At 62.4% G+C, this 25,454-nt stretch carries 16 protein-coding genes and 1 tRNA gene; 5 read left to right on the top strand and 12 right to left on the bottom strand.

From position 1 onward, the window contains the following. The first annotated feature begins 38 nt into the window (after positions 1-38). Positions 39-1,502: a betaine-aldehyde dehydrogenase gene (betB, locus tag NKJ91_RS02230; RefSeq protein ID WP_352454284.1), complete on the top strand. Its 1,464-nt coding sequence runs from the start codon at positions 39-41 to the stop codon at positions 1,500-1,502. Here betB and NKJ91_RS02225 read toward each other — a convergent pair. Both NKJ91_RS02225 and NKJ91_RS02220 read right to left on the bottom strand, forming a co-directional pair. Beyond that, the gene (locus NKJ91_RS02225) at positions 1,466-3,736 is read right to left on the bottom strand and encodes an AGE family epimerase/isomerase (protein ID WP_352454283.1); all 2,271 of its coding nucleotides are present in this window, start codon (positions 3,734-3,736) and stop codon (positions 1,466-1,468) included. The two genes, betB and NKJ91_RS02225, sit on opposite strands and share 37 nt — an antisense overlap. A gap of 17 nt (positions 3,737-3,753) precedes the next feature. Beyond that, entirely contained in the window at positions 3,754-5,268 is a 1,515-nt protein-coding gene (locus NKJ91_RS02220) for a phosphomannomutase/phosphoglucomutase (protein ID WP_502903546.1), read from the bottom strand. 205 nt (positions 5,269-5,473) lie between these two features. On the opposite strand from NKJ91_RS02220, the gene NKJ91_RS02215 reads away from it, so the two are divergent. Together NKJ91_RS02215 and NKJ91_RS02210 are read left to right on the top strand one after the other, a co-directional pair. Next, positions 5,474-5,550, top strand: a tRNA-Pro gene (locus NKJ91_RS02215). 149 nt (positions 5,551-5,699) lie between these two features. Next, positions 5,700-7,076 (top strand): site-specific integrase, encoded by a 1,377-nt coding sequence (locus NKJ91_RS02210; protein ID WP_352454281.1) that lies wholly within the window; start codon positions 5,700-5,702, stop codon positions 7,074-7,076. Here the strand turns inward: NKJ91_RS02210 and NKJ91_RS02205 are convergent. The 4 genes from NKJ91_RS02205 to NKJ91_RS02190 form a co-directional block, all read right to left on the bottom strand. Beyond that, positions 7,051-8,670: an ABC transporter ATP-binding protein gene (locus NKJ91_RS02205; RefSeq protein ID WP_352449088.1), complete on the bottom strand. Its 1,620-nt coding sequence runs from the start codon at positions 8,668-8,670 to the stop codon at positions 7,051-7,053. The genes NKJ91_RS02210 and NKJ91_RS02205 overlap by 26 nt on opposite strands. A 1-nt stretch (position 8,671) precedes the next feature. Further along, a complete protein-coding gene (locus NKJ91_RS02200) occupies positions 8,672-9,790 on the bottom strand; it encodes an ABC transporter permease (protein ID WP_352454280.1) in 1,119 nt (372 codons plus the stop codon). Continuing rightward, a complete protein-coding gene (locus NKJ91_RS02195; RefSeq protein WP_352454279.1) occupies positions 9,783-10,706 on the bottom strand; it encodes an ABC transporter permease subunit in 924 nt (307 codons plus the stop codon). Before NKJ91_RS02195 ends, NKJ91_RS02200 begins: the two co-directional genes overlap by 8 nt. Positions 10,707-10,870: 164 nt before the next feature. After that, a complete protein-coding gene (locus tag NKJ91_RS02190; RefSeq protein WP_352454278.1) occupies positions 10,871-12,463 on the bottom strand; it encodes a peptide ABC transporter substrate-binding protein in 1,593 nt (530 codons plus the stop codon). A gap of 381 nt (positions 12,464-12,844) precedes the next feature. On the opposite strand from NKJ91_RS02190, the gene NKJ91_RS02185 reads away from it, so the two are divergent. Next, positions 12,845-13,324, top strand: coding sequence for a TadE/TadG family type IV pilus assembly protein (locus NKJ91_RS02185; RefSeq protein WP_352454277.1), 480 nt, complete (start codon positions 12,845-12,847; stop codon positions 13,322-13,324). 46 nt (positions 13,325-13,370) lie between these two features. Continuing rightward, positions 13,371-15,110, top strand: coding sequence for a pilus assembly protein TadG-related protein (locus tag NKJ91_RS02180; RefSeq protein WP_352454419.1), 1,740 nt, complete (start codon positions 13,371-13,373; stop codon positions 15,108-15,110). Positions 15,111-15,126: 16 nt separating this feature from the next. On the opposite strand, the gene bglA is transcribed toward NKJ91_RS02180, so the two are convergent. From bglA to glgB, 6 genes are read right to left on the bottom strand one after another with little or no spacing between them, the layout of a single operon-like run. After that, a complete protein-coding gene (gene bglA, locus NKJ91_RS02175; RefSeq protein ID WP_352454276.1) occupies positions 15,127-16,752 on the bottom strand; it encodes a beta-galactosidase BglA in 1,626 nt (541 codons plus the stop codon). After that, positions 16,745-18,778, bottom strand: a complete 2,034-nt coding sequence (gene glgX, locus NKJ91_RS02170) for a glycogen debranching protein GlgX (RefSeq protein WP_352454275.1) — start codon at positions 18,776-18,778, stop codon at positions 16,745-16,747. Before glgX ends, bglA begins: the two co-directional genes overlap by 8 nt. Then, a complete protein-coding gene (locus NKJ91_RS02165; RefSeq protein ID WP_352454274.1) occupies positions 18,778-20,406 on the bottom strand; it encodes an alpha-D-glucose phosphate-specific phosphoglucomutase in 1,629 nt (542 codons plus the stop codon). The genes glgX and NKJ91_RS02165 overlap by 1 nt, the downstream gene beginning before the upstream one ends. Positions 20,407-20,409: 3 nt before the next feature. After that, complete coding sequence (gene glgA, locus NKJ91_RS02160; RefSeq protein ID WP_352454273.1) at positions 20,410-21,855, bottom strand: glycogen synthase GlgA; 1,446 nt, start codon at positions 21,853-21,855, stop codon at positions 20,410-20,412. A gap of 3 nt (positions 21,856-21,858) precedes the next feature. Further along, positions 21,859-23,124 carry a glucose-1-phosphate adenylyltransferase gene (glgC, locus tag NKJ91_RS02155; protein WP_023679306.1) on the bottom strand — a complete coding sequence of 422 codons (1,266 nt, stop codon included), beginning with the start codon at positions 23,122-23,124 and terminating at the stop codon, positions 21,859-21,861. A 35-nt stretch (positions 23,125-23,159) separates the two neighbouring features. After that, a complete protein-coding gene (gene glgB, locus NKJ91_RS02150) occupies positions 23,160-25,373 on the bottom strand; it encodes a 1,4-alpha-glucan branching protein GlgB (protein ID WP_352454272.1) in 2,214 nt (737 codons plus the stop codon). Positions 25,374-25,454: the final 81 nt, after the last annotated feature.

Below are 25,454 nucleotides of genomic sequence, written 5' to 3'. Positions count from 1 at the left end.
ATTCCGCATGCCGCGACAAGACGATTTGGAGAACAGTCATGCGCGCCCAGCCAACGGCATCGCATTATGTCAACGGCCGCTATATCGACGACGAGCGCGGCGCAGCGCTGCCGGTTATCTATCCGGCAACCGGCGAGACCATCGCCATGCTGCGCTCGGCGACGCCGAACGTGCTGGAGCTCGCGATCGAGGCGGCGCGTGCAGCACAACCGGCCTGGGCGCGGCTGAAGCCGGTCGAACGCGGCCGCATCCTGCGCCGCGCCGCCGACATCTTGCGCGCGCGCAATGCCGATCTGGCGCGCATCGAGACGCTGGATACCGGTAAGCCGATCCAGGAGACGCTGGTTGCGGACGCCCCGTCGGCGGCCGACTGCCTGGAATATTTCGGCGGCGCCGTCGCCGCCTTTAATGGCGAGGCCGTGGATCTCGGCGGACCCTTTGCCTATACCAGGCGCGAGGCGCTCGGCGTTTGCGTCGGCATCGGCGCCTGGAACTATCCGATCCAGATCGCCGGCTGGAAATCCGCACCCGCCCTCGCCATGGGCAATGCGATGGTTTTCAAACCATCGGAAAACACGCCGCTATCAGCGCTGGCGCTCGCCGAAATCTACACCGAGGCCGGGCTGCCCGACGGGCTGTTCAACGTCGTGCAGGGTTTTGGCGATGTCGGCGCCGGCCTTGTCGGCCACGATGTCGTCGCCAAGGTCTCGGTGACCGGCTCGGTGCCAACCGGCCGCAAAGTGCTGTCGCTCGCCGGCTCAAAGATGAAGCACGCAACGATGGAGCTCGGCGGCAAGTCGCCGCTGATCGTCTTCGAAGACGCCGACCTCGAAAATGCCATCGGCGGCGCGATGCTCGGCAATTTCTATTCGACCGGCCAGATCTGCTCCAACGGCACGCGGGTCTTCGTGCAGAGCGGCATCCATGACCGTTTCGTCGAGAGGCTGACCGAACGGACGAAGAAAATCCGCATTGGCGATCCGCTCGATCCGGACACGCAGATGGGGCCGCTGGTCTCGAAGGCGCAGCACGACAAGGTGGTGTCTTACATCGAGGCCGGCAAGCAGGATGGCGCGATGCTCGCCTGCGGCGGCAACGTGCCTTCGCTGCAGGGTTTTCAGGGCGGCTTCTTCGTCGAGCCGACGGTGTTCACCGGTGTCGTCGACACGATGCGCATCGCCCGCGAGGAGATTTTCGGGCCGGTCATGAGCGTGCTGAAATTCGACAGCGAGGACGAGGTGATCGATCGCGCCAACGATACCGAATTCGGCCTCGCCGCCGGCGTGTTCACGCGCGACCTGGCGCGCGCCCATCGTGTCATTGCCGAACTGCAGGCCGGCATCTGCTGGATCAACGCCTACAATCTGACGCCGGTCGAAATCCCGTTCGGCGGCTTCAAGCAGTCCGGCATCGGCCGCGAGAATTCGCTCGCGGCACTGGCGCTTTATTCGCAGCTGAAGTCGGTCTACGTCGAGACGGGTGATGTCGCCAGCCCGTACTGATCCTTGGGCGCCGTGCCGTCCAGATACTGCGTCAGCGCGCATACGAGATGATAGAAGATGCTGGCCGGCACCTCGCTCGCCAAGGAGCGGCCACGCTCGTCGATGCGGTCGATCCACAGGCCGAGCGGTGCCGGATTGATGTGCCAGCGGAACAGCCGGCCGACACGCGCCTCGATTTCCGGCTTCAGGTCGGGACCGCCCGAACCGTCCAGCGCGATCGCCGCCTTGATCGCTTCGGCCTGCGGCCAGCTGCGCGAGACGCGGTCGAGCGGCAGTCCTTGCCGCGAGACGGCGCCGTAGGCGAGGCCCGTGGCGCGGTTCAGGCCATTGGCAATCGCCGACGCGTAAAGCTTCCGGGCAAGGCCGGTCAAGCCGCTCTGGCCGCTGCGGCCGGCGAAGTCGACCAGCAGCGAGGCCCATTCGAAATGATGGCCGGGTTCGGTCCACGTGCCCTTCCCGCCAGGGGCCGGCCGCCATTCATGGTCGAAATACTCACCCAGCGTCCAGCTTTCCGGGTCGAAGAAATGGCTGCGAAATAGATCGACGATGCGCGCGGCGCGACGAAGATAGGCGCGCTCGCCGGTCGCCTGATGCCAGGCCAGGAATGCCTCGAGCAGATGCATGTGCGGGTTGGAGCGGCGCTCGCCCTCGCCGCTCGAGGTCTCGCGGAAGCCGGTCAGGCGTTCGTCCTCGAGATGCGCGTCGATGAACGCAAAGGTCTCCTGGCCAAGCCGCAACGCATCGGGATTGCCGCACATATGGGCATGCGCCAGCGCCAGGAGCACGCAGGAATGGTCATAGGCATCCTCGGCGGCGTCGGCGACGGTGCCGTCGACGTTGAGCGTGCGTACCCAGCCGCCATTGTCGGTACGTCCGTGCCTGGCCATGAATTCGAGGCCGTGGCTGATCAGCCGATCGGCAGGGCCGTTCCAGCCGCGCGCCTTGGCGACGGCGAAGGCGTAGATCTGCCTGGCCTGCGTGCGCATGCGCTTGGGTTTCATCAGCGGGGCGGCATCGAAGCCGAGCGCCTCGTGGAACCCGCCGTGGCGCTCATCGACGCCGACCGTCGACCACAACGGCACCGTCTCCTCGAACAGCCAATGGTGCACGCGGCGCTGCCAGGCGCCGCTTTCGATGACGCGGTCGTCGGCGGGCGTGAACCTGGTCTCCAGGCGGCCGCTTTTTTCGAGCTGCTCCACGATCTTCTTGACGTTCTGGCTGTGGCTGACCGGGGCGACGAAAGTGGCGTCGGCGGTCGACACGATGGCGACGTCCTTCAGGCCTATGGCCGACAGCAGGCGGCCGTCGCTGCGGATATAGGAGTTCTCGCAATCGATGGCGACGACATCGCCGACGATGACATTGCCCTGCGTGTCGGAGGGGCCGACGTCGAGCAGCGATTGCCAGGAGCCGAGATCGTTCCAGCGAAAGCCGGCCGGCACCATGGCGATGCCGCTGGCGCGCTCCATGATCGCATAGTCGATCGATGTCGATGGGATGGCGGCATAGAGCTCCAGAGGCATGTAGAGGCCGGAAAGATCCGATGTCGCAGCCTGGTAGGCAGCCTCTGTGGCGCTCCAGATGTCGGGCTGGAAGGCCATGAACGCGTCGCGCATGGCACTGGCGCGAAACAGGAAAATGCCGGTGTTCCAGTAGAAATTGTCGGCCTCGAGATAGCTCTGCGCCGTGGCGAGATCGGGTTTTTCGACGAAACGCGAGACATCGCAGATGCCATCGCGCTCGCCGGCCACCTCGATGTAGCCGTAACCGGTCTCGGGTTGGGCGGGCTTGATGCCGAACACCACCAGCCTGCCTTGGCGCGCGGCCGCCGTGCCGGCCTCGATGCTCCGCCAGAATTGCTGTGGCGTCGCGATCTCATGATCGGACGGCACCACCAGCACCAGGCTGTCGCCGAATTCCGACAGCGTGCGCAGGCTTGCCAAGGCGACGGCCGCGGCGGTGTTGCGTCCGGTCGGCTCGAACAGCGGGCCGCCGCCGGAAAGCTCGTGACCGGCAATGTCGGCATGAACGCGGTCGGCATGCCTTTCCGAGGCAATCAGGAAAACCGGCGTTTCGCCTTCCGGCCGCGCGGTCAGCCGCCGCAGCGTCTTGGCCAGCATTGAGCCATCGCCCGAGAAATCATGGAACTGCTTGGGATTGTCCTCGCGCGACAACGGCCACAGCCGCGAGCCGACGCCGCCGCTCATCACAAAACTGACGATCCGTTCGGTCATGAAAACAAGCCTCGTGCTCAAAAGGTCTGATTGTAGGCGCCGACTTCGGGGCTGCGGCGCAGCACCGCATCGACGGCTTCGAACATCTGCCGGCGCCGCTCGGACGATACCGGGCTCTCCACCACCACCACAAGCTCCGGCTTGTTCGATGATGCCCGCACCAACCCCCATGTACCATCCTCCGCCACGATCCTGACGCCGTTGACGGTGATCAGTTCGGCGATCTTCTGGCCGGCGAAGACCGTGCCCTCGTCCTTCATCTTGCGAAAATCGCCTACGACCCGCTCGACGACGCCGTATTTGAGCTCGTCGGCGCAGTGTGGCGACATGGTCGGCGTGCCGAAGGTCAGCGGCAGATCGCGATAGAGGTCGGCCATGCTGCTTTGCGGGCTGCGATCCAGCATCTGGCATATGGCGATGGCCGTGACCAGGCCATCGTCATAGCCGCGGCCGATCGGCGGATTGAAGAAGAAATGGCCCGATTTTTCGAAACCGGCGGCGGCGCCGAGTTCGGCGACGCGCCGCTTGATATAGGAGTGACCGGTTTTCCAATAGTCGGTGACCGCGCCATTTTCCCGCAGCACCTTGTCCGTCATGAACAATCCGGTCGACTTGACGTCGACGACGAAAGTCGAGCCGGGATAGAGGTGCGAAATGTCGCGCGCCAGCATGACGCCGACCTTGTCGGCGAAGATCTCGTTGCCTTCATTGTCGACAACGCCGCAGCGATCGCCGTCGCCGTCGAAGCCTAGCCCGACATCGGCGCCCGTTTCCAGCACCTTGTCGCGAATGGCGTGCAGCATCTGCATGTCTTCGGGGTTGGGGTTGTAATTGGGGAACGTATGATCGAGCTCGACGTCGAGCGGGATCACCTCGCAGCCGATCCTTTCCAGTGCCTCGGGAGCGAAAGCCCCGGCGGTGCCGTTGCCGCAGGCGGCCACCACCTTGAGCTTCCTCGAGATACGCTTTCCCGCTGTCAGATCGTCAAGGTAGGTTTCGCGGAAGTCCGCAACGAAGTCATAGGAGCCGCCACCGACAAGATCGAAATCGCCGGACAGCACAATCGCCTTCAACGCACTCATCTCCTCCGGACCAAAAGTCAGCGGGCGCGCCGCGCCCATCTTGACGCCGGTCCAGCCATTCTCGTTGTGCGAGGCAGTGACCATGGCGACGGAGGGCGTGTCGAGCGCGAACTGGGCGAAATAAGCCATCGGCGACAGGGCCAGCCCGACATCCTTGACCCGTGCGCCGACCGCCATCAGCCCGGAAACCAGCGCGAGCTTTATGGCAAGCGAATAGGAGCGGAAATCGTGACCGGTGACGATGTCAGGTCCGGCACCCAGGCGACGGATTAGCGTGCCGAGCCCCATGCCGAGCGCCTGGACGCCGATCAGATTGAGTTCCGGCGTTTCGTTCGAGCCGGGATGGCCGAACCACCAGCGCGCATCATATTCGCGAAACCCGGAGGGTTTGATCAGCGCCGAGGTTTCAAACTCAAAAGTGTTTGGTCTGACATCGCTAACGATCTTCATCGACAAGGCTGCTTACTCCAGGCGGCGGAATCAGGTGCTTCGAGGCAAGTGGACGGTTACCCAGAAGCCCTTTAAGCCGTGTTTGTGCGACAGGAAACTGAAACCTGTATGACGTGGCGGCTAAAGAGAAAGAAATGCGACAGAAGCGCTGCCATTGGCGCTTGCAGTAACCAAACGCGGCGGCTATAAGCCCGCGGTCTGGTCACGGAGTGTAGCGCAGCCTGGTAGCGCACATCGTTCGGGACGATGGGGTCGCAGGTTCAAATCCTGCCACTCCGACCAGAAAAAACATTGTCCAACCCGGGAGGCAATGGCTCAGGGCTCGTAGGGGCTCTTCCAAGTTGCGCCTGTACATTCGACAAAAAGAGGTTTGGCCGAGGAGAGGCTACGCGGTGCCCGCAGTGGCATCGGATCGCGGCTATTGCCAACGCATGTTCGTCACCGAAAAAGCGAGATTTCCAAGGCACCGGAAACCTCCCCCGCTTCGAAACGCCAAATCGTCCCGTGAAGGCCGGCGTGAGATTTACACCTCAGTTGCAACCGGAACATGGGATAGCCCGAGCCACCATTTTGATGCGGCTGTCAGCTACCCTCCGGGAATGCACCAAGACTCGTCGTCCGGCGGGAAAGCCAAGCCGGCGCGATTCTGCGCCGCCTTTCGCAAGTCTTTGCATCTCACGGCACTATCGCCCATTTTGCTTGTTGCAAAGCCGGTCTTGTTGCCTCTTCTAGTGATCCCCGTCCGCAGGACGAACAACTTCGGAGCAAAAAAGGGGACCATTGTGACGACCCATCATCATGCCCGCACGGGAGCGGTGTCTAGCGCTTCAGGTATGCTGCGCCCTCAACTCGGGCCTGCCGCCGCCGGCAAATATCAGCCCCCGATCTCCAGGGCAGATGCCCGCCGCCTGACTGTCGGTGACATCCTCGCCGCCTATACCGAAGGACGCCAGGCCAAGATTGCCGGTCGCAAGGAATTTCTCGCCAGGATGCGTTTTCTGAACGAATTCTTCGGCACCGAGCCGGTCGCCAACATCAATGGAGATCGCTGCCGCGCCTATGTCGAGCACCGTTCGCGCGAGCGCAATCGGGTAGAGCGTGAGCGAATCGCCAAGCTCAACGCTGCGGCGATGGAGACCCGCCGTGCGTTACTCCCGGCGTGGCGAGACAAGGACTTTACATCAGGCCCGCGTCGCGATCTTGAGGACCTCCGCTCGGCGATCAACTTTTGGGCCAAGGAATACGGTCTCGATCCGAAGCCGTCCGTCACCTTGCCAGACAAACCAGCAGCGCGCGAGCGCTGGCTGACGCGCGAGGAAGCAGCGGGACTGCTGCGCGCGGCATTGCGGCTGCGCCGGAAGCACGGTCAGTACGCTCATCTCTGCCGCTTTATCATTGTGGGGCTCTACACTGGCTGCCGACATCGTTCAATCCTGCAACTCAATTGGGATGGCGAGGCCGCACAAGCTTGGCCGGACCTAGGCCGCGGCGTGCTCTATTGCAAAGATCAGCACGCGAAAAAAAGCAAGAAATGGCGTCCGCCGGCGCGACTGCCGTCACGGCTGATCGCCCATATGCGCCGCTGGAAGCGTATCGATTGCGACTGCGGGCCGGTCGTCCATGACAGCCTGGGCGAACCGACAAAGCGCATCGAGAAGGCGTTCCGCACCTGCCGCGTGGAAGCCGGGCTCGGCGACGATGTCACCCCGAATGTGCTTCGCTACACCCGCGCCATGTGGCCTGTGCTGTGCGACGTCGACATGTGGCGGATCGCCAGCAAGGCTATGCGCTCAGGCGAAATCGCGTGACATCGATGGCCGCGGCCATCAGTGTCTGTGTGTAGGTTGCCTGCGGATTGCTGAAGATCGCCTCGGCCGGCCCCTCCTCGACGATCTTGCCCTGTTTCATGACGATGATGTAGTCGGCCATGGCGCGCACAACGGCGAGATCGTGGCTGATGAACAGATAGGACAGTTCGTGGTCGGCCTGCAGCTTGCGCAGCAATTCGACGATCTGCTTCTGCACCGAGCGGTCCAGCGCCGAGGTCGGCTCGTCCAGCACCACCACTTTCGGCTTGAGGATCATGGCGCGCGCAATGGCGATGCGCTGCCGCTGGCCGCCGGAGAATTCGTGCGGATAGCGGTTGCGCGTGTTCGGATCGAGCCCGACTTCGAGCAAGGCATCGACCGCGCGGAGATCGCGCTGCCTGCCCGACAGATTGGGCTCGTGGACCAGAAGCCCCTCGGTGATTATCTGGCCGACGGTCATGCGTGGCGACAGCGAGCCGAATGGATCCTGGAAGACCAGCTGTAATTCGCGCCGCAGCGGCCGCATCGCCTGGCGGTCAGCGTGGGAGATGTCGCGGTCGCCAAGCCGGATGATGCCGTCGCTGGGCAGGAGCCGCAGCAAGGCGCGGCCGAGCGTCGATTTTCCCGATCCGGATTCGCCGACGATGCCGATCGTCTGGTTGCGCTTCAGCCGTATCGAAATGCGATCGACGGCGCGCAGCAGCAGCGGCTCGCCGCCAAGAAATCCGCCCCCGATCTTGAAGGTCACCTCGACGTTCCTGCCTTCAAGCAGGACAGGGGCATTCGGAGGCGGCGGCGCCTTGGTGCCGGTCGGTTCGGCGGCAAGTAGCATCTTGGTGTAGCCGTGCTGCGGGTTGGCGAAGATCGCTTCCGCCTCGCCCTCCTCGACCACCTCGCCATAGCGCATCACATAGACCCGATCGGCAAAGCGCCGGACGATGCCGAGATCGTGGGTGATGAAGACGATCGCCATGCCGAGCTTGCGCTGCAATTCGGCGAGCAGCATGAGGATCTGCGCCTGGATGGTGACGTCGAGCGCGGTCGTCGGCTCGTCGGCGATCAGTATGTCGGGGTCGTTGGCCAGCGCCATGGCGATCATGACGCGCTGGCGCTGACCGCCCGACAACTCGTGCGGATAGGATTTCATCCGCCGCTCCGGATCGGGAATATGGACCAGCCGCAGCAGCTTGAGCGCCTCCTCGCGCGCCGCGGCGGCGCCAAGTCCGCGATGCTTGCGGATCGGCTCGATCAGCTGGTTGCCGATCGAATAGAGCGGGTCTAGCGACGTCATCGGCTCCTGGAAGATCATGCTGATCTTGCGGCCGCGGATCTTGTTGAGCTCGGGTTTGCTCAAGGTCAAAAGATTGCGGCCGCGATAATCGACTGTGCCGGTGGCTTCGCCGTTCGAGGCGAGCAGGCTCATCGCCGCCATCATCGTCTGGCTCTTGCCGGAACCGGATTCGCCGACGACGGCGACGGTCTCGCCTGATTTGACGTGGATATTGATGCCCTTCACCGCCTCCACCACACCGTCGAGGGTGCGGAAGCGGACCCGAAGGTCCTTGACGCTGAGGATGGTTTCGGAAGCGGCCATCTCAACGATCCTTCGGGTCGAGCGCGTCGCGCAGCCCATCGCCGACGAAATTCAGCGCGAACAGCGTGGAGACGAGAAAGAAGGCCGGGAACAGAAGCAGCCAGTTGGCCGAGCCGATGTTCTGGGCGCCAACCGAGATCAGCACGCCCCAGCTGGTCATCGGCTCCTGGACGCCGAGCCCGAGGAACGACAAAAAACTCTCCAGGATAATGACCTGCGGCACCAGCAGCGTCATGTAGATCACCACCGGCCCGAGCAAATTGGGGATCACATGGCGCAGCAGAATGCCGCGCTGGCCGACGCCCATCGCCTCCGCCGCCTGGACATATTCCTGCCGGCGGATCGACAGCGCTTGTCCGCGCACGATGCGCGCCATGTCGAGCCACAGCACCGCGCCGACCGCCAGGAACATCAGCACGAAGTTCCTGCCGAAGAACACCACCAGCATGATGACGAAGAAGATGAACGGCAAAGAATAAAGCACGTCGACGACACGCATCATCACCTCGTCGACCCTGCCGCCGGCAAGGCCGGCGGTGGCGCCGTAGAGCACGCCGATGACCACGGCCACAATGCCGGCAAGCAGACCGATGGCCAGCGATATGCGCCCGGCCATCAGCGTTCGGGACAGGAGATCGCGGCCGGTATTGTCGGTGCCGAACAGGAAATATTGCTGCTTGATCGAGGCACTCATCACCATTTCGAGACCGTCCGGCGATTTGCTCTCGATCTTTGTGTCATCAAAGGTATCGGAACGATCAAGGTAGCGGATGTTGCGGTCGTCGATCGGCTTGGACGATTTGACGGTAACGAACACACGGCTGCCCTCCTGCCGCCACTCCTTGATGTCGACGCGCATACGCCTGATCGCCTCATCGAGAGCGCCTTCGATCATGTCGGCCTTCGGATAGGCGGAGAAGCTCGGCGGCGTACGGACATAGTCGGCATAGATGGTGGTGTATTGGTGCGGCACGAAATAGGGCCCAAACACGCTGATGACGGCGATGAAGGCAAGATAATAGAGGCTGAACATGGCCGCGCGATTGGCCTTGAGGCGCGCCCAGGCGTCACCCCACAGGGACCGGCCGACGACCGGTGCGGCAACTGCGATATCAGTCATAGCGCACCCTCGGATCGACGACCCCATAGAGGACGTCGACGATCAGGTTGAAGACAATGGTGAAGAGCGCGATGACCACCACCGTCCCCATCACCAGTGTGTAGTCGCGGTTGAGCGCGGCAACGACAAAATGGCGGCCGATGCCCGGGATAGAGAAGATGGTCTCGACGATGATCGAGCCGGTGAGAAGGGCTGCAGCTGCCGGACCGGTGAAGGAGACGATCGGCAGGATGGCGCCGCGCAGTGCATGCTTGACGACGACTGACCAGTCGGACAGGCCGAGGGCGCGCGCGGTGCGGATGTGATGCGAGTGCAGCGATTCGATCATCGAGCCGCGCATCAGGCGGGCAACGATGGCGATCTGCGGCAGAGCGAGCGTCAGCACCGGGCCGACCTTGTTGATGAGGGCTCCATCGCCCCAGCCACCGATCGGCAGCAGCTTCCAGGTCAATCCGAATACAAGCTGGATTACCGGGGCGATGACAAAGGTCGGTATGGTGCTGCCGGCGGTCGCCAGCGCGATCACCGAATAGTCGGCAAGCTTGTTCTGGTTGAGCGCGGCAACAGTGCCGAGCACGGTGCCCAGGAGCAGCGCCAGAACGAGCGCCGAAGCGCCGAGTTGGATCGAGATCGGCAGGCCTTCCCTGAACAGCTCGCCGACGGTGAAATCCGGCATGTTGTAGCTGGGACCGAAATTGCCGCGCAGAAGATTGCCTAGATAATGGAGGTACTGCAGCCAGAGCGGGTCGTTGAGGCCGAACTGGGCTTCGAGATTGGCTCTGATCTCGGGACTCAGGCCCCGCTCCTGGTTGAACGGTCCGCCCGGTGCGACGCGTATCAGGAAGAACGCCATGGTCACGATGACGAACAGCGTCGGAATGGCGGTCAGAAGCCGCCGGAAAACGTAACGCAGCATCGATGCCCCGCTTGATCCAGAGCAGCGCGTCCGGCTGGACGATTGCGCTCTAGCCTTCAAATCTTCGCACCGACATTGTCGAAAATCGAATCCGGTTCCCGGGCCGATGCGATGGCAAACCAGCGCCGCCGCGCATTGAGTTGCGCGGCGGCCTGGCTAAGGGATCAGTCCTTGCTGATGAAGCGGGACGGATGGATGTCCATCACATTGTCGTCGAAGCCATGCAGCTTCGAGGAAACGATGTCGTGGTAGCTATAGTAGAGGATCGGAATGTTGCCGACCTCATCGACGAGGATGCGTTCGGCCTTGGCGAGCTCCTTCATGCGCTCTTCGGGCTTGCCGCCGGCGGCGGCGGCCTTGTCCATGGCCTCTTCGTATTTCGGGCTGTTGTAGTTCGAGTAATTATTGCCACTAGCCTTGCGGGAGATGCCAAGGAAAGTTTCCGGATCCTTGTAATCCGCAATCCAGGCGGCACGCGCGACGTCATAGTCGCCCTTCTGCTCGAGGAAAGAGTAGTGGGTCTTGGTATCGGTGTTGAGCAACGTGATCTCGACGCCAAGCGGCTTCAGCTGTTCCTGGATGGCGACAGCGGTGTTTTTGTGGTTTTCCGAGGTGTTGTAGCGGATTTCCATCTTCAACGGATGCTCGGGCGTATAGCCGAGCTTCTCCAGTATTTTCTTGGCTTCATCCTCCCGGTCGATCTGCGGCATGTCGGCGTATTTGGCCAGTGCCGGCGTGTAGCCCTCGATCCCCGGAGGCACCATCGAATAGCCGGGCAGCATCGAATTCTGCCAGACTTTTTCGGCAAGGAAGTCGCGATCGATCGCCATCGAGATGGCGTTGCGCAGTTCGACATTGTCCCACGGCGCCTTATCGGTCTTGATCGCATAATAGTAGGTGCCGAGATATGGCCCGACACGGACCTGGTCGCCGAATTTGGCCTTGAGGTCGCCGAGCTGTTCCGTCGGCAGGTCACCGTAGCTGTCGAGTTCGCCAGCCTCGAAGCGCTTCATCGCCGACGAACGATCCTCGGTCGGGATGTAGTTGACCACGTCGAACTTGACGCTCGCGGCATCCCAGAATTTCGGATTCTTGACCAGCTTCAGATGGTCGTTGGGAACCCACTCTGCCGCTGTAAAGGCCCCGTTGGAGACCAGCTTGCCTGCCTTGATCCAGTCGGCGCCAAGCTTTTCGATCGACGCCTTGTTAACCGGATAGGTCGCCTGATGGGTCAGCATCTCCAGGAAGTAAGGCGTTGGCGCCTTGAGCGTGACTTCCAGGGTATTTGCGTCAATCGCCTTGACCCCCATATCCTCCGGCTTGCCCTTCTTGGTGTTGACTTCCTCGGCACCCTTCACTGGATAGAGCATGGAAGCGTATTCGGCAGCGGTGGCCGGATCTTCCAGCCGACGGAACGAATAAACGAAGTCGTCCGCCGTCACCGGGCTGCCATCCGACCAGAGGCCGTCCTTGCGCAGCTTGAAGGTGTAGACAGTGCCGTCGTCGGACACCGTCCAGCTTTCGGCGGCGCCCGGAATGAGATTCGTCTTCTGGTCATGCATGACGAGGCCCTGGAACAGGTCGCGTATGATATCGGCTTCGTAGACCGTCGAGGTCTTGTGCGGGTCGAGCGTCTCCGCTTCGGCGGCGGCTCCGCGGTTGTAGACGGTCTCGGCGAAAGCCGGCGTGTAGAACGTACCGGCGGCCAAGACCATGGTCGTGGCGAGTACCGTCGCCTTCAGCACATGTTTCAGCATGGAGTTCTCCCTAATGACGTCGCCCTTCGGCCACGTCTCTAAGTGTTGACGCCCCCGAAACCGATTGGTTGGTTCCTTTCGAGCGCGCAGCCGGTTCCCTTTCCGGCAGCTGGTGGCCAAACAGTAACGTGGAGATTTTTTATTTCAACAGACTCTCGGGGTCACGCAAAGTAAGGGGCCGGGACAGTCGCCTTGCGAGCGGCCAATCAATGGTCAAAGCCATGAGTTTGACTGGGTTTCCTGGCCAGAACGCCGATCTGGGAAATAATCTGGCCGATCATTTCAGTTTACCGGAATGTATTAATTGGTTCTTAGGCAACCAAGGGTTACAAATTTCAATGGGATCGGCACATCGACCTTGAGTTCCAACGGGCAAGGGCAATGAACAAGATAGACAGTAACACTGTCGCATTAAAGCGTAAAATATTGCGCCAAATACGGGCGAATCTACGCAAAATTGGAGATGAGTCCGGAACTTCCGCGGTCGAATTTGCCCTGCTTTCGCCGATCTTTATCCTGCTCGTGCTCGGAATGGTTGCATATGGTATCTATTTTGGTGCAAGCAACTCCTTGCAGCAAATCGCCGCCGATGCCGCCCGCACCGCAATTGCCGGATTGAATCAAACCGAGCGCCAGGCGCTGGTGGCGAGTTTCGTCAAAAACAATGCCACTGGATACCCGTTCGTCGATTCCGGCAAGCTGACCTACCAGGCGACGGACAGCACGGCCGACGGAAATCAGTTTGTCGTGTCAATCCAGTACGATGCCAGCAACCTGCCGATCTGGAACCTGTTACCAAGCCTTGCGATGCCGCAAACCACGATCTCGCGCAGATCTACCATCAGGATTGGAGGCATTTGAAATGTCGCAGTTCTTGCTGAGGAGCATCGGGCGGATCGCTCGCTCGATGGTTGGCGACAAGAAGGCGAACTTTGCCGTCATGACGGCGCTGACAGCGCCATTCGCGCTGGGGCTGGCGGCCTTCGCTGTCGACGAAGGTTCGATCTACACGGAGCGCAGGGAGGCCCAGGCGATGACCGACCTGGCGGCGATCACCGCGGCGTCGAACATCAAAGATATGGAAGCCGCGGCGGTAACCACGCTCAGTGACAACCGAATGCCCGGCATCATTGTTCAAAAGCCAGGTCAGACAATCGTTCCCACGGTTGGCAAAACCGTCGTGTCGGTGACCGGCGGCCGATACTCAGCGGCGACCTCCATTGGCGTCGACAAGCGCTTCGAAGCCGGTAAAGCGCCTTACAACGCCGTTCGCGTCACTCTGCAAAAAATCCCCGCCCGGTATTTCGCCAGTTCGCTCATCCCTACTCCGGTTGTCGGCACCGAAGCCATTGCCAGTGTGACCCCGCAAGCGATGTTCTCGGTCGGGTCCAGGCTCCTCAGCGTCAATGGCGGCATCCTCAACGCGCTTCTCAGCAAGTTGCTGGGCGCCAACATTTCGCTCAGCGTCATGGACTACAACGCGCTGATCTCGGCCGATGTAAACGTGCTTTCGTTCGTCGATGCCCTTGCCGTACAGTTGCAACTGACAGGTGTCAGCTATTCCGACGTGCTGGCGTCAAAAGCGACGGTAGGCCAGATCGCGACCGCCATGGCCAATGCGTCCGGGTCGGGCAGCGCCAGCAAACTTGTGCTGCAGACGATCGCGTCGAGGGCCACCAACACAGTCAAGATACCCCTCAGTCATCTTATCGATCTTGGCTCGATCGGTAGGCTCGGCCTCGGACAAAAGTCTCCCGGCTTTTCCGTCGACGCAAGCGCGATGGGCATGCTGGGTGCCGCCGCCTCGCTGGCCAATGGCTCAAACCAAGTCCAGGTCGATCTCGGCGCCACTATTCCGGGACTTACCTCCACCACGCTCGCCATCGCCATCGGTGAGCCAATGCAATATTCACCCTGGCTGGCCGTCGGGGAAAAAGGCACCGTGGTGCGCACCGCGCAGACACGAATCAAGCTGGTCACCACAGTGGGCATCGGCAATTCCAATCTGGGCGGCGGCATCAGTCTGCTGTCGGTCAACCTGCCTCTGCATGTCGACGTCGCCTATGCGGAAGCCAAGCTGACCGACATCAGCTGCCCGACGGGCCGGCCGGATAGCATCAAGGTCTCGATCGCCGCGCAGCCAGGCGTGGCCTCGCTGCACCTTGCCACCAGCGACGCCGACAACAACCCATCGGCCTTCGCCGATTTCAGCAATCCGCAATCGTTCTCCGATGCCACGATTGCACAGGTAAGCGTAAAGCTTCTGCTGCTCACCCTCAATCTGCTCGATGTGAAGGGTTCGTCATCACTTGCCATCACCAACAACGATCCGACCACATTGACGTTCGACAGCACCGATATCGCCAGCAAGACGATAAAAACTGTCGCCACAAAAAACCTGACGCAATCACTCACGACATCGCTGGTCAGCGGCCTCTCGCTCTCGGTCAATGCACTGGGCCTCGGGCTGGACGTGACGGCCCTGCTCGGAACGGTTAAGCCGGCAGTGGTAACGGTTCTGAACGGCGTGACTGCGCCGGTCGACGAACTGGTCTATAACGTGCTTGCAGCTGTCGGCGTGCATGTCGGCGAGGCCGATGTGCGGGTTGTCGGCGCGACTTGCGGGCGCTCCGTGCTTGTTCAATGAGATGATGAAATAGAGCTCAGCCGATCCGGCCGAGGAAGCAGCCCAGCGGCGGCAGCGACAGAGTTCTTTCCTGCAAGACGCCGGCAGCACCGCCAAAGTCTATCAGCTCTATCGCTTCCAGATCCGGTGGCAATTGCCAGCCGGCCGGCTCGTCGGCGAAATTGAAGACACACAGCAGCTTTTCGTCACCGCCTTCGCGAATGAAAGCAAGGACGTCGCCTTCGGCATCGAGGAACCGGATCGAGCCTCGAACCAGCGCCGGATGCTGCTTGCGCAAGGCCAGCATCGCCCGGTAGCTCGCCAGGACGGACGTTTGCTCGCCGTCCTGGACGTCGACCGCCCGGTCGCGATGGCTTGCCGGGAACGGAAGCCACGACTTGCCCGTCGAAAAGCCGGCATTGTCGGCGCCAGCCTCCCAGACCATCGGCGTTCGGCACCCATCCCGCCCCTTGATCCCCGGCCAGAAGCGGATGCCGAAAGGATCGCGCAAATCCTCGAACGCCAGTTCGGCCTCCTCCAGCCCGAGTTCTTCGCCCTGGTAGAGGCAGATCGATCCGCGCAGGCAGGAAAGCAGCACGATCGAGAATTTCGCCACCCTGTCCGGATCGCCGCCCGGCCTTGTCCATCGACTGACATGGCGCACGACATCGTGGTTGGAGAACGCCCAGCAAACCCAGCCGTCGAACACCTTACTCTCGAAGGCCTCGACACAGCCACGCACATGCGACGCCGAGAATTGCGGGCCGAGCAGGTCGAACGTGTAGGACATTTGGAGCTTGTCGCCACCGCCGGTATAGGCGGCGAGTGTTTGCAAGGAACGCGTTTCGTCGCCAATCTCGCCCACAGCGGCGCGGCCTTCATATTCGTCAAGCAAGGCCCGGAAGCGCCTGAGGAAAGCAAGGTTTTCCGGCTGGCTCTTGTCGAACAGATGCTCCTGATAGAGATAGGGGCTGGTTGCCGCATTGGTGCCGGCCACGCTTTCCGCCAAAGGCGGGTTGCTGCGCAGCCAGCGGTCGTGGACGTAATAGTTGACCGTATCCAGCCGGAAACCGTCGACGCCGCGCTCGAGCCAGAACCGCACCGTTTCCAGCAAGGCGTCCTGCACCTGCGGGTTGTGGAAATTCAGGTCCGGCTGCGAGGCGAGGAAATTGTGCAGGTAATATTGCCTGCGCGTTGCGTCCCATTCCCAGGCCGGGCCGCCGAAAAGCGACAGCCAGTTGTTGGGGGCGGTGCCGTCGGGCTTCGCATCGGCCCAGACGTACCAGTCGGCCTTGGGGTTGTCGCGGCTCGTGCGGCTTTCGACGAACCATTCGTGCCGATCCGACGAATGCGACAAGACCTGATCGATGATCACCTTCAGGCCGAGCCGGTGTGCCTCGGCAATCAGTGCGTCGAAATCCTCTGATGTGCCGAACATCGGATCGACGGCGCAGTAACCCGAAACGTCGTAACCCATATCGGCCATTGGCGACTTGAAGAAAGGCGACAGCCAGACGGCGTCGACACCCAGCGATGCGACATGGGCCAGCCTCGAGGTGACGCCGCTGAGATCGCCGCTGCCGTCGCCTGTCGTGTCCTGGAAGGAGCGCGGGTAGATCTGGTAGATGACGCAGCCGCGCCACCATTCGGCATTGTCAGCCATCCTGGCTCTCCCCTGCGCCCGCCCGCGCGGCCCTGCGTTCGATCATGAACATGACCGTTCGCCCAGGCACCGGCCGTGAGATGTCGCCAGTATCCGTTTCGATGGCAGGGCGCCAATGAAAACCGGCCCGTTCCGGCAGCGTGAACATGCAGGCCCGGCGGTCGCCATTGATGACCACCGCAAGGCGACTGTTCTCACCGCTACCGAGAACCATGACCAGCCGGCGCCGCCTGGCATCGTGCCAGGCTGCCTCGTCGAACGGCATGCCGGTTTCCGTCAGCCAGGCTACGTCTGGTATTTCCGAGCCCGCAGGCTGTTCTCCGGTCAGGAATGCTGTGTCCAAGAGCGTCGGCACGGCGCGACGCATCTTGGCGAGCAGAGCCGTATGGTGCTCGAGCGCCAGGTCGCGCCCGGCCCAGTCGAGCCAGGTAATGTCATTGTCCTGCGCGTAGGCGTTGTTGTTGCCGCGCTGCGTGCGGCCGAACTCGTCGCCGGCCGTCAGCATGATCGTGCCGCGCGAGGCAAAGAGCGTCGCCAGCAGCGCGCACTGGTCATCGAAACGGGCCGTAACGATTGACTGGTCGCCGGTCTCGCCCTCGAGGCCATTGTTCCAGGACAGGTTGTCGTCGTGGCCATCGCGGTTCTGTTCGCCATTGGCCTCGTTGTGCTTGTGCTCATAGGCGACGATATCGGCCAGCGTCATGCCGTCATGCGCGGCGATGAAGTTGATGCTGCGGCTCGTTGTCTGGCCTGGTTTGGCAAAGACATCGGACGAACCGGCAAGCCGCGTCGCCAAGGCACCGATCATGCCGCCCTCACCGCGCCAGAAACGGCGGATATCGTCACGGCATTTGTCGTTCCATTCGAGGAAGGGCGGCGGAAAATTGCCGAGCTGATAGCCATCCGGTCCGATATCCCAAGGCTCGGCGATCAGCACCCGGTCGCCAAGAACAGGATCTTTGCGAATGGCGTTCAGCAGCGGCGCATCGGCGTCGAAAACGCCGTCGACGCGGCCGAGGATCGGCGCCAGGTCGAAGCGGAAACCGTCGACACCGGCGCGCTGGACAAAGTGACGAAGCGCGTCGAGGACCATTTCCCGGACGACCGGATGATCGCACGCAACCGTATTGCCGGTTCCGGTGTCATTGACCAGAGCGCCGTCCGGCTCGTGCCGATAATAGGCGCGGCTGTCGAGGCCGCGCAGCGACAATGTCGGGCCGAGCCGGTCGCTTTCGCCGGTGTGGTTGAACACCAGGTCGAGAATGGTGCCGATGCCGGCCTCGCGCAGCGCGGCGACCGTTCCGCGCAACTCGGCCAGACCGCCGGGCGCCAGTCGCGGATCGAGCGCCATGAAGGTCACGGGATTATAACCCCAGGCGTTGCGCAGACCGAGCGGCGGTAAATGCCGTTCGTCGATCGATGCAGTCACCGGCATCAACTCAATGGCTGCCACGCCGAGTTTCTGCAGATGCTCGACAACGAGGGGGTGAGCGAGCGCTGCAATGGTGCCGCGTTGCTTCTCGGGAATGTCCGAATGCAGCTTTGTGAACGCGCGTACCGGCACCTCGTAGATGAGGCCGCCGGACCGAAACAGAGGCGGCAAGGCAGGCAAGGGTTCCGGCAAGGCGCCGGCGATGGCTTTCGGCATCAGCGGCGCCGTGTCGGCCCCCTCGCCCCGGCGCGCGGCGAGCCGGCCGTCATAGGCATAGGGCCTGTCGATCTCGACGGCATAGGGATCGGCCAGCAGCTTGTCGGGATCGAACCAGAAACCGTGTTCCGGCGCGTAGTCGCCATCGGCACGGAACCCGTATCGGGTGCCGGCGGCGAGACCGGCAACAAAAAGTGCGTGGACGCCCTCGCCTTCCGACTGGAGTTCCAGCCGGTCGATTTCGCGGTTGCCGTGTTCGTCGAAAATCGAGACCCAGATGCGCCGAGCCAACGAGGACCATGCGGCGAAGCGGATGCCGCCCTCCCCGGCAAGCCCGCCAAATCGCGGACGATAGCCGGCGGATAGTCCCGACGACATCAGGTGATGACGCTCGGCTTGGCGCGGCCGGTGTGGCTGCGAATCCCGGCAATGTCGTCGGCCGCCGCGATCAGATCGGCAAGCGCCTCCTGGGTGTCGAGATCGTGGCGGTTCTTGTCCGGCTCATAGCGCTCGACATAAAGCCGTAGCGTCGCGCCCGAGGTGCCGGTGCCGGACAGGCGGAAGACGACGCGTGAGCCGCCTTCGAACAACACCCTGATGCCCTGGTTCTTGCTGACCGAGCCGTCGACCGGATCGTGATAGGCGAAATCATCGGCGCTGGCGATCGTCATGCCGCGCACGCTGGTGCCAGGCAGCGAGCCGAGCTTGGCGCGCAGCTCGTAGACAAGCGCGTTGGCACGATCGATCTCGACCTCCTCGTAGTCGTGGCGCGAATAGTAGTTACGGCCATAGGCCGCCCAATGCTGGGTGACGATCTGCTTGGCGCTTTCGCCGCGCACGGCAAGGATGTTGAGCCATAAAAGCACAGCCCACAGGCCGTCCTTTTCGCGGACATGGTTGGAGCCGGTCCCCGCACTCTCCTCGCCGCAGATCGTTGCCATGCCGGCATCGAGCAAATTGCCGAAAAATTTCCAGCCGGTCGGCGTCTCGTAGATGCCGATGCCGAGCTTTTCGGCGACCCGGTCGGCAGCACCGCTGGTCGGCATCGAGCGGGCGATGCCTTTCAGCCCGGCCTTGTAGCCCGGCGCCAGATGGGCGTTGGCGGCGAGCATCGCCACCGAATCAGACGGGGTGATGAAAATTCCCTTGCCTATGATCAGGTTGCGGTCGCCGTCGCCATCCGAGGCGGCGCCAAAGTCTGGCGCATCCGGCCCCATCATCTCGTCGTAGAGGTGTTTCGCATGCACCAGATTGGGATCGGGATGATGGCCGCCGAAATCCGGCAGCGGAATGAAATTGCGGGCGGTGCCGTTGGGCGCGCCGAGCCGGTTTTCGAGGATCTCCTTGGCGTAGGGGCCGGTCACCGCATGCATGGCGTCGAAGCGCATGCGGAAGCCCGACTTGAACAGCGCCCGCAATGCGTCGAAATCGAACAGGCTTTCCATCAGTTCGGCATAGTCGGCGACAGGATCGATGATTTCGACGGTCATGTCCCCCGTCTTGACCGTGCCGATCGTGTCGATGTCGACCTGCCCGATATCGGCGATCTTGAAGCTTGAAATCGCCTTGGTTTTTTCGAAGATCGCGTCGGTCAGCTTTTCCGGCGCCGGGCCGCCATTGCCGGCATTGTACTTGATGCCGAAATCCTCATGCGGGCCACCCGGATTGTGGCTGGCCGACAGGATGATGCCGCCAAAGGTCTTGTATTTGCGGATGACATGCGAAGCGGCCGGCGTCGACAGGATGCCGCCCTGCCCGACCATCACCTTGCCGAAGCCGTTTGCCGCGGCCATGGCGATGGCCTTCTGGATGACCTCGCGGTTATAGAAGCGGCCGTCGCCGCCGATCACCAGGGTTTTGCCCTCGAACCCGTCCAGCGCATCGAAGATCGACTGGACGAAGTTCTCGGCATAGTGCTCCTGCTGGAACACCGGGACCTTTTTACGCAGCCCGGAGGTGCCGGGCTTCTGGTCGGGATAGGGTTTGGTGGCGACGGTGCGGATCATCAGTCAGGCAGCCCTTTTCGAAAGCAGCAAGCGATAGTGTTGGACATATTTGTCGGCGCTTTTGTCCCACGAAACGTCGGCCTTCATGCCTTGCCGCTGCATCGACGTCCACACTGCGGGATTGGCATGCGCCTCGACAAGGCGGCGGACGGCGTGCAGCAAGGCGCCGGCATTGGCGGGCGCAAACTGGAAACCGGTCGCAACGCCGGCAGAGATGGCGGCTTCGTTGGCATCGATGATCGTGTCGGCAAGGCCCCCGGTGCGCGCGACCACCGGCACGCAGCCATAGCGCAGGCCGTAAAGCTGTGTCAGCCCGCAAGGTTCGAAGCGCGATGGGATAATGATGGCGTCGCTGCCGCCCTGCATGGTGTGGGAGAGTCCCTCGTCATAGCCGACGACGACGCCGATGCGGCCGCGATGGCGGGCTGCGGCGGCAAGCAATGCGCCTTCGAGCCCGGCATCGCCGGAGCCGAGGATCGCCAGCCGCGCACCTCTTGCAACGATGCCGTCGACGGCCGCCGCCAATATGTCCATGCCCTTTTGCCAGGTCAAACGGCTGATGACGCAGACGATCGGGCTGTCATCGCGATCGAGGCTGAAGCGGTCCTCGACCGCGGCCTTGTTGGGCATCCGTGCCTTGAGCGTCTTTGCGGTGTAGTTGGAAACCAGATGCTTGTCGGTTTCCGGGTTCCATATCTCGGTATCGATGCCGTTGACGATGCCATGGAGATCGACGGAGCGCATGTTGATCAGGCCGTCGAGGCCCATGCCGAATTCGGGCAAGCGGATTTCCTGCGCATAGGTCGGGCTGACCGTGGTGATCGCCCACGCCGCCTGCAGGCCGGCCTTGAGGAAGCCGACGCCGCCGTAATATTCGACGCCGTCGAGCGCCATCGCCGCCGCCGGCAGGCCAAGCTCGCCAAAGATGCCGGCGCCGAACTGACCCTGGAAGGCGAGGTTGTGCACGGTGATCATCGACGGCGTGCCGACCGCCTTGCCGTAGCGCATGTAGGCGAGCGTCATTGCCGACTGCCAGTCATGGGCATGGACGATATCGGGCAGGTAGCCCGAGATTGCGCCGCCGGCAATATCACCGCCTACCTGGCTCAAGGCCGCGAACCGCCGCCAATTGTCCGGCCAGTCGGCGCCGGTCGCGTTGCCGTATGGGCCGCCGGGACGGTCGAAAAGATGCGGCGCGTCAAGCACGAACAGGTCGAGCCCGGCGATCTGGACGGCATGCACTGAGGCCTTGCCGCCCTGCAGCAACGGATATTGCTGAACCGGCTTTTTTTTCCTGAAGGCTCCCATCACCTGGGGATAGCCGGGGACGAGCGTGCGCATGGTGACGCCCTTGCCGGCCAATGCCACGGGCAAGGCGCCGGTTACGTCGGCGAGCCCGCCGGTCTTGACCAGCGGAAAGATCTCGGGCGCCACCGACAGAACCTGCATGCACTACGATCCCAGCCTGTTGATCATGTCCTGCGTCACCAGGCAGATGCCTTTTTCCGAAACGCGGAAACGCTTGGCGTCGAGGACGGGATCCTCGCCGACCACCAGACCCTCCGGGATCCTGACGCCGTGATCGATGACCACGCGCTTCAGCCTGGCGTTGCGGCCGACATGGACGTCCGGCAGCATGACGACCTCCTCCAGCGTCGAATAGGAATTGATGCGCGCGCCGGTGAAGATCAGGCTTCGCTTCAGCGAAGCGCCCGAAACGATGCAATCGCCCGACACGAGAGACGACACGGCCGACCCGCGGCGGCCATCCTCGTCATGCACGAACTTTGCCGGCGGCTTCAACTCGGCATAAGTCCAGATCGGCCAGTCGCGGTCGTAAAGGTCGAGTTCCGGCGTGATGTCGGTCAGGTCGATATTGGCCTCCCAATAGGCGTCGACCGTTCCGACGTCGCGCCAATAGGCCTCGTTCTCGGCGGTCGAGCGCACGCAGGATTTGGCGAAGCGATGGGCGATCGCCTTTCCGTGCTCGACGATGTAGGGGATGATGTCCTTGCCGAAGTCGCGGCTCGAGCCGGGCTCCGCCGCATCGCGACGCAATTGCTCCATCAGGAACTTGGTCTTGAACACATAGATGCCCATCGAGGCCAGCGCAAAATCCGGCTTGTCGGGAATGCCTGGCGGATCGGCGGGCTTTTCGATGAAGGAGATGATGGTGTCCTTGGGATCGACATGCATGACGCCGAAGCCGGTGGCTTCCATGCGCGGCACTTCGAGGCAGCCGACGGTGACATCGGCGCCGGCCTCGACATGCTGGCGCAGCATCATTTCGTAGTCCATCTTGTAGATGTGGTCGCCGGCCAGGATGACCATGTATTCCGGCCCGTAGGCCTCGATGATGTCGATGTTCTGGTACACGGCGTCGGCGGTGCCCTCATACCATTGCGTTTCCGACACACGCTGGCTGGCCGGCAAAATGTCGAAACTCTCGTTGCGCTCGGGCCGCAGGAAGTTCCAGCCGCGCTGCAGATGGCGGATCAGCGAATGCGCCTTGTACTGGGTGGCGACGCCGAGGCGGCGGATACCGGAATTGAGCGCATTGGAGAGCGCGAAATCGATGATGCGGGTCTTGCCGCCGAAATAGACCGCCGGTTTGGCGCGGCGGTCGGTCAGTTCCTTGAGCCGGCTGCCACGGCCGCCGGCCAGCACATAAGCCATGGCGTCGCGTGCCAGCGGCTGTGTTCGTTTTGTTTCAGCCATTCCTATCCTCCCAGGTTAGATGCTCCAGACATAGCTCAGTCCGGGACGAATTCGAGCATGATCGTCGACAGCGGCGGCAAAAGCATCGTCGCCGAAATGCCTCCTCCTTCCGACCGAGCCTCGACGACGCCGCTATTGCCCTTGCCGGAACCGCCATAATCCGTGGCATCGGTGTTGATGATCTCGCGCCATTTTCCGGCGTGCGGCAACGGCACGCGGTAATTGTCGCGCGGCACCGGCGTGAAGTTGGAAATGACGGCGACCGGGTTGCCGCCCGGCGCGCTGCGCAGCCAAGCAAATACTGAGTTCGCGCTGTCGTCGACGATCAGCCAGGAAAAGCCCTCCGGCTCGCAGTCGCGGGCATGCAGCGCGGGGCGCGAGCGGTAGAGATAGTTGAGATCGCGCACCGTCTGCCAGACGCCGCGGTGGAGCCGGAAATCGAGCAGGTTCCAGTCGAGCGCGCGCCCCTCGCTCCACTCGCGGCGCTGTGCGAACTCCTGGCCCATGAACAACAGCTTCTTGCCGGGATAACCCCACATGAACGCGTAATAGGCGCGCAGCGTCGCGAATTTCTGCCAGTCGTCGCCGGCCATCTTGTTGAGCAGCGTGCCCTTGCCGTGCACCACTTCGTCATGGGACAGCGGCAGCACGAAATTCTCGCTGAAGGCGTAGACCAGACCGAAGGTGATGTCGTTGTGGTGATGCTTGCGGAAGATCGGCTCCTTGGAGAAATACTCCAAAGTGTCATGCATGAAGCCCATGTTCCATTTAAAACCGAAGCCCAGTCCGCCTTCATGCACCGGCTGCGAGACTTTCGGCCACGAGGTTGATTCCTCGGCGATGGTCATCACACCTGGATGGTGGCCGTAGACCTCCTTGTTCATACGCTGCAGGAAGCTGACCGCTTCGAGGTTCTCCCGCCCGCCCTTCTCGTTGGGAATCCATTCACCGGCCTTGCGAGAATAATCGAGATAAAGCATCGAGGCGACCGCATCGACGCGCAGTCCGTCGACGTGATATTTCTCGGCCCAGAACAGCGCATTGTTGACCAGGAACGAAATCACTTCGCGGCGCCCAAAATTATAGATCGCGGTGTTCCAGTCGGGATGGAAGCCCTTGCGCGGATCGGCATGTTCGTAGAGCGCGGTACCGTCGAACTTTGCCAGACCGTGTTCGTCAACCGGGAAATGCGCCGGCACCCAGTCGAGGATGACGCCGATGCCTGCACGGTGGGCGCCGTCGACGAAGCGGGCAAAACCGTCCGGATCGCCAAAGCGGGCAGTCGGCGCATAGAGACCCGTCGTCTGGTAGCCCCAGGACGGGTCATAAGGGTGTTCGGAGATCGGCATGAATTCGATGTGGGTAAAACCGGTCTCGACCACGTAAGGGATCAGCCTGTCGGCGAGCTCATCCCACGACAGGAAGCTGCCGTCGTCGTGAAGCCGCCACGACCCGGCATGGACCTCGTAGATCGATACGGCTTCGCGCCTGTGGTCGGCATTGCGCCAGTAGTTCCGGTGCGCCTCGTCGCCCCATTCGTGCGCCGGCGGCAGTGCCGTCACCGAGGCGGTGGCCGGGCGCAGTTCGGACTTGAAGGCGAACGGATCGGCTTTGAGCGGCAATCTCACGCCATCCGGCCCGATGATTTCATACTTATATGGGCGGCCAGCGCCGATGTCGGGAATGAACAGCTCCCAGATGCCGGTGTCGCCGCGGACGCGCATGGTATGCCTGCGGCCGTCCCACTCGTTGAAGTCGCCGACCACCGAGACGCGCCTTGCATTGGGCGCCCACACCGCAAAATGCACACCCGATGCACCTTCATGGTCGATGAGATGGGCGCCGAGCTTGTCGAACAGCCTGAGATGCGACCCTTCGGCGATGTAATAATCGTCCAGCGGGCCGAGCACGGGACCGAAGGAATATGGATCGGTCAGCCACCAGTCACCGCCGGAATTCCTGGCGTGATAGCGCAGCGGCTGGCGTTTGCGCAGCGACAGTTTGCCTTCGAAGAAACCGCGGTCGTCGCGTCTCGACAGCTCGCCGGCCTTCTTGTCGGTCAGCGTATAGGCGGTGACGAACTCGGCATGAGGGACGAAGCAGCGGGCGACAAAGCCCTTTCCCGCCTCATGCACGCCAAGCACGGCAAACGGATCGCCGTGCGTGCCGGCGACAATCGCCGCGACATCGCCGGTTGGCGCCAGTCCGTCCGGCCCGCTTGTCGCAACGGTCGCGCGCGGCTTGCTCATCAGGCAGTGACCCTCCCCGGGCACCAAGTGTATGTTTCTAGTGGAGTTTTGAATTCGACATTCGCATGCCGCCTTACCCTC

It is taken from the genome of Mesorhizobium sp. M0040 (assembly GCF_040323505.1).
Classification (GTDB): Bacteria; Pseudomonadota; Alphaproteobacteria; order Rhizobiales; family Rhizobiaceae; genus Mesorhizobium.
This window is presented reverse-complemented; position numbering and strand designations above follow the sequence as displayed.

Coding starts and splice junctions, on each gene's coding strand:
- NKJ91_RS02200 (WP_352454280.1), bottom strand. CDS start 9,790: ATGACTGATATCGCAGTTGCCGCACCGGTCGTCGGCCGGTCCCTGTGG.
- NKJ91_RS02195 (WP_352454279.1), bottom strand. CDS start 10,706: ATGCTGCGTTACGTTTTCCGGCGGCTTCTGACCGCCATTCCGACGCTG.
- glgC (WP_023679306.1), bottom strand. CDS start 23,124: ATGGCTGAAACAAAACGAACACAGCCGCTGGCACGCGACGCCATGGCT.
- glgB (WP_352454272.1), bottom strand. CDS start 25,373: ATGAGCAAGCCGCGCGCGACCGTTGCGACAAGCGGGCCGGACGGACTG.
- NKJ91_RS02225 (WP_352454283.1), bottom strand. CDS start 3,736: ATGACCGAACGGATCGTCAGTTTTGTGATGAGCGGCGGCGTCGGCTCG.
- bglA (WP_352454276.1), bottom strand. CDS start 16,752: ATGGCTGACAATGCCGAATGGTGGCGCGGCTGCGTCATCTACCAGATC.
- glgA (WP_352454273.1), bottom strand. CDS start 21,855: ATGCAGGTTCTGTCGGTGGCGCCCGAGATCTTTCCGCTGGTCAAGACC.
- NKJ91_RS02180 (WP_352454419.1), top strand. CDS start 13,371: ATGGTTGGCGACAAGAAGGCGAACTTTGCCGTCATGACGGCGCTGACA.
- NKJ91_RS02165 (WP_352454274.1), bottom strand. CDS start 20,406: ATGATCCGCACCGTCGCCACCAAACCCTATCCCGACCAGAAGCCCGGC.
- NKJ91_RS02220 (WP_502903546.1), bottom strand. CDS start 5,268: ATGAAGATCGTTAGCGATGTCAGACCAAACACTTTTGAGTTTGAAACC.
- glgX (WP_352454275.1), bottom strand. CDS start 18,778: ATGTCGTCGGGACTATCCGCCGGCTATCGTCCGCGATTTGGCGGGCTT.
- NKJ91_RS02205 (WP_352449088.1), bottom strand. CDS start 8,670: ATGGCCGCTTCCGAAACCATCCTCAGCGTCAAGGACCTTCGGGTCCGC.
- NKJ91_RS02210 (WP_352454281.1), top strand. CDS start 5,700: ATGTTCGTCACCGAAAAAGCGAGATTTCCAAGGCACCGGAAACCTCCC.
- betB (WP_352454284.1), top strand. CDS start 39: ATGCGCGCCCAGCCAACGGCATCGCATTATGTCAACGGCCGCTATATC.
- NKJ91_RS02185 (WP_352454277.1), top strand. CDS start 12,845: ATGAACAAGATAGACAGTAACACTGTCGCATTAAAGCGTAAAATATTG.
- NKJ91_RS02190 (WP_352454278.1), bottom strand. CDS start 12,463: ATGCTGAAACATGTGCTGAAGGCGACGGTACTCGCCACGACCATGGTC.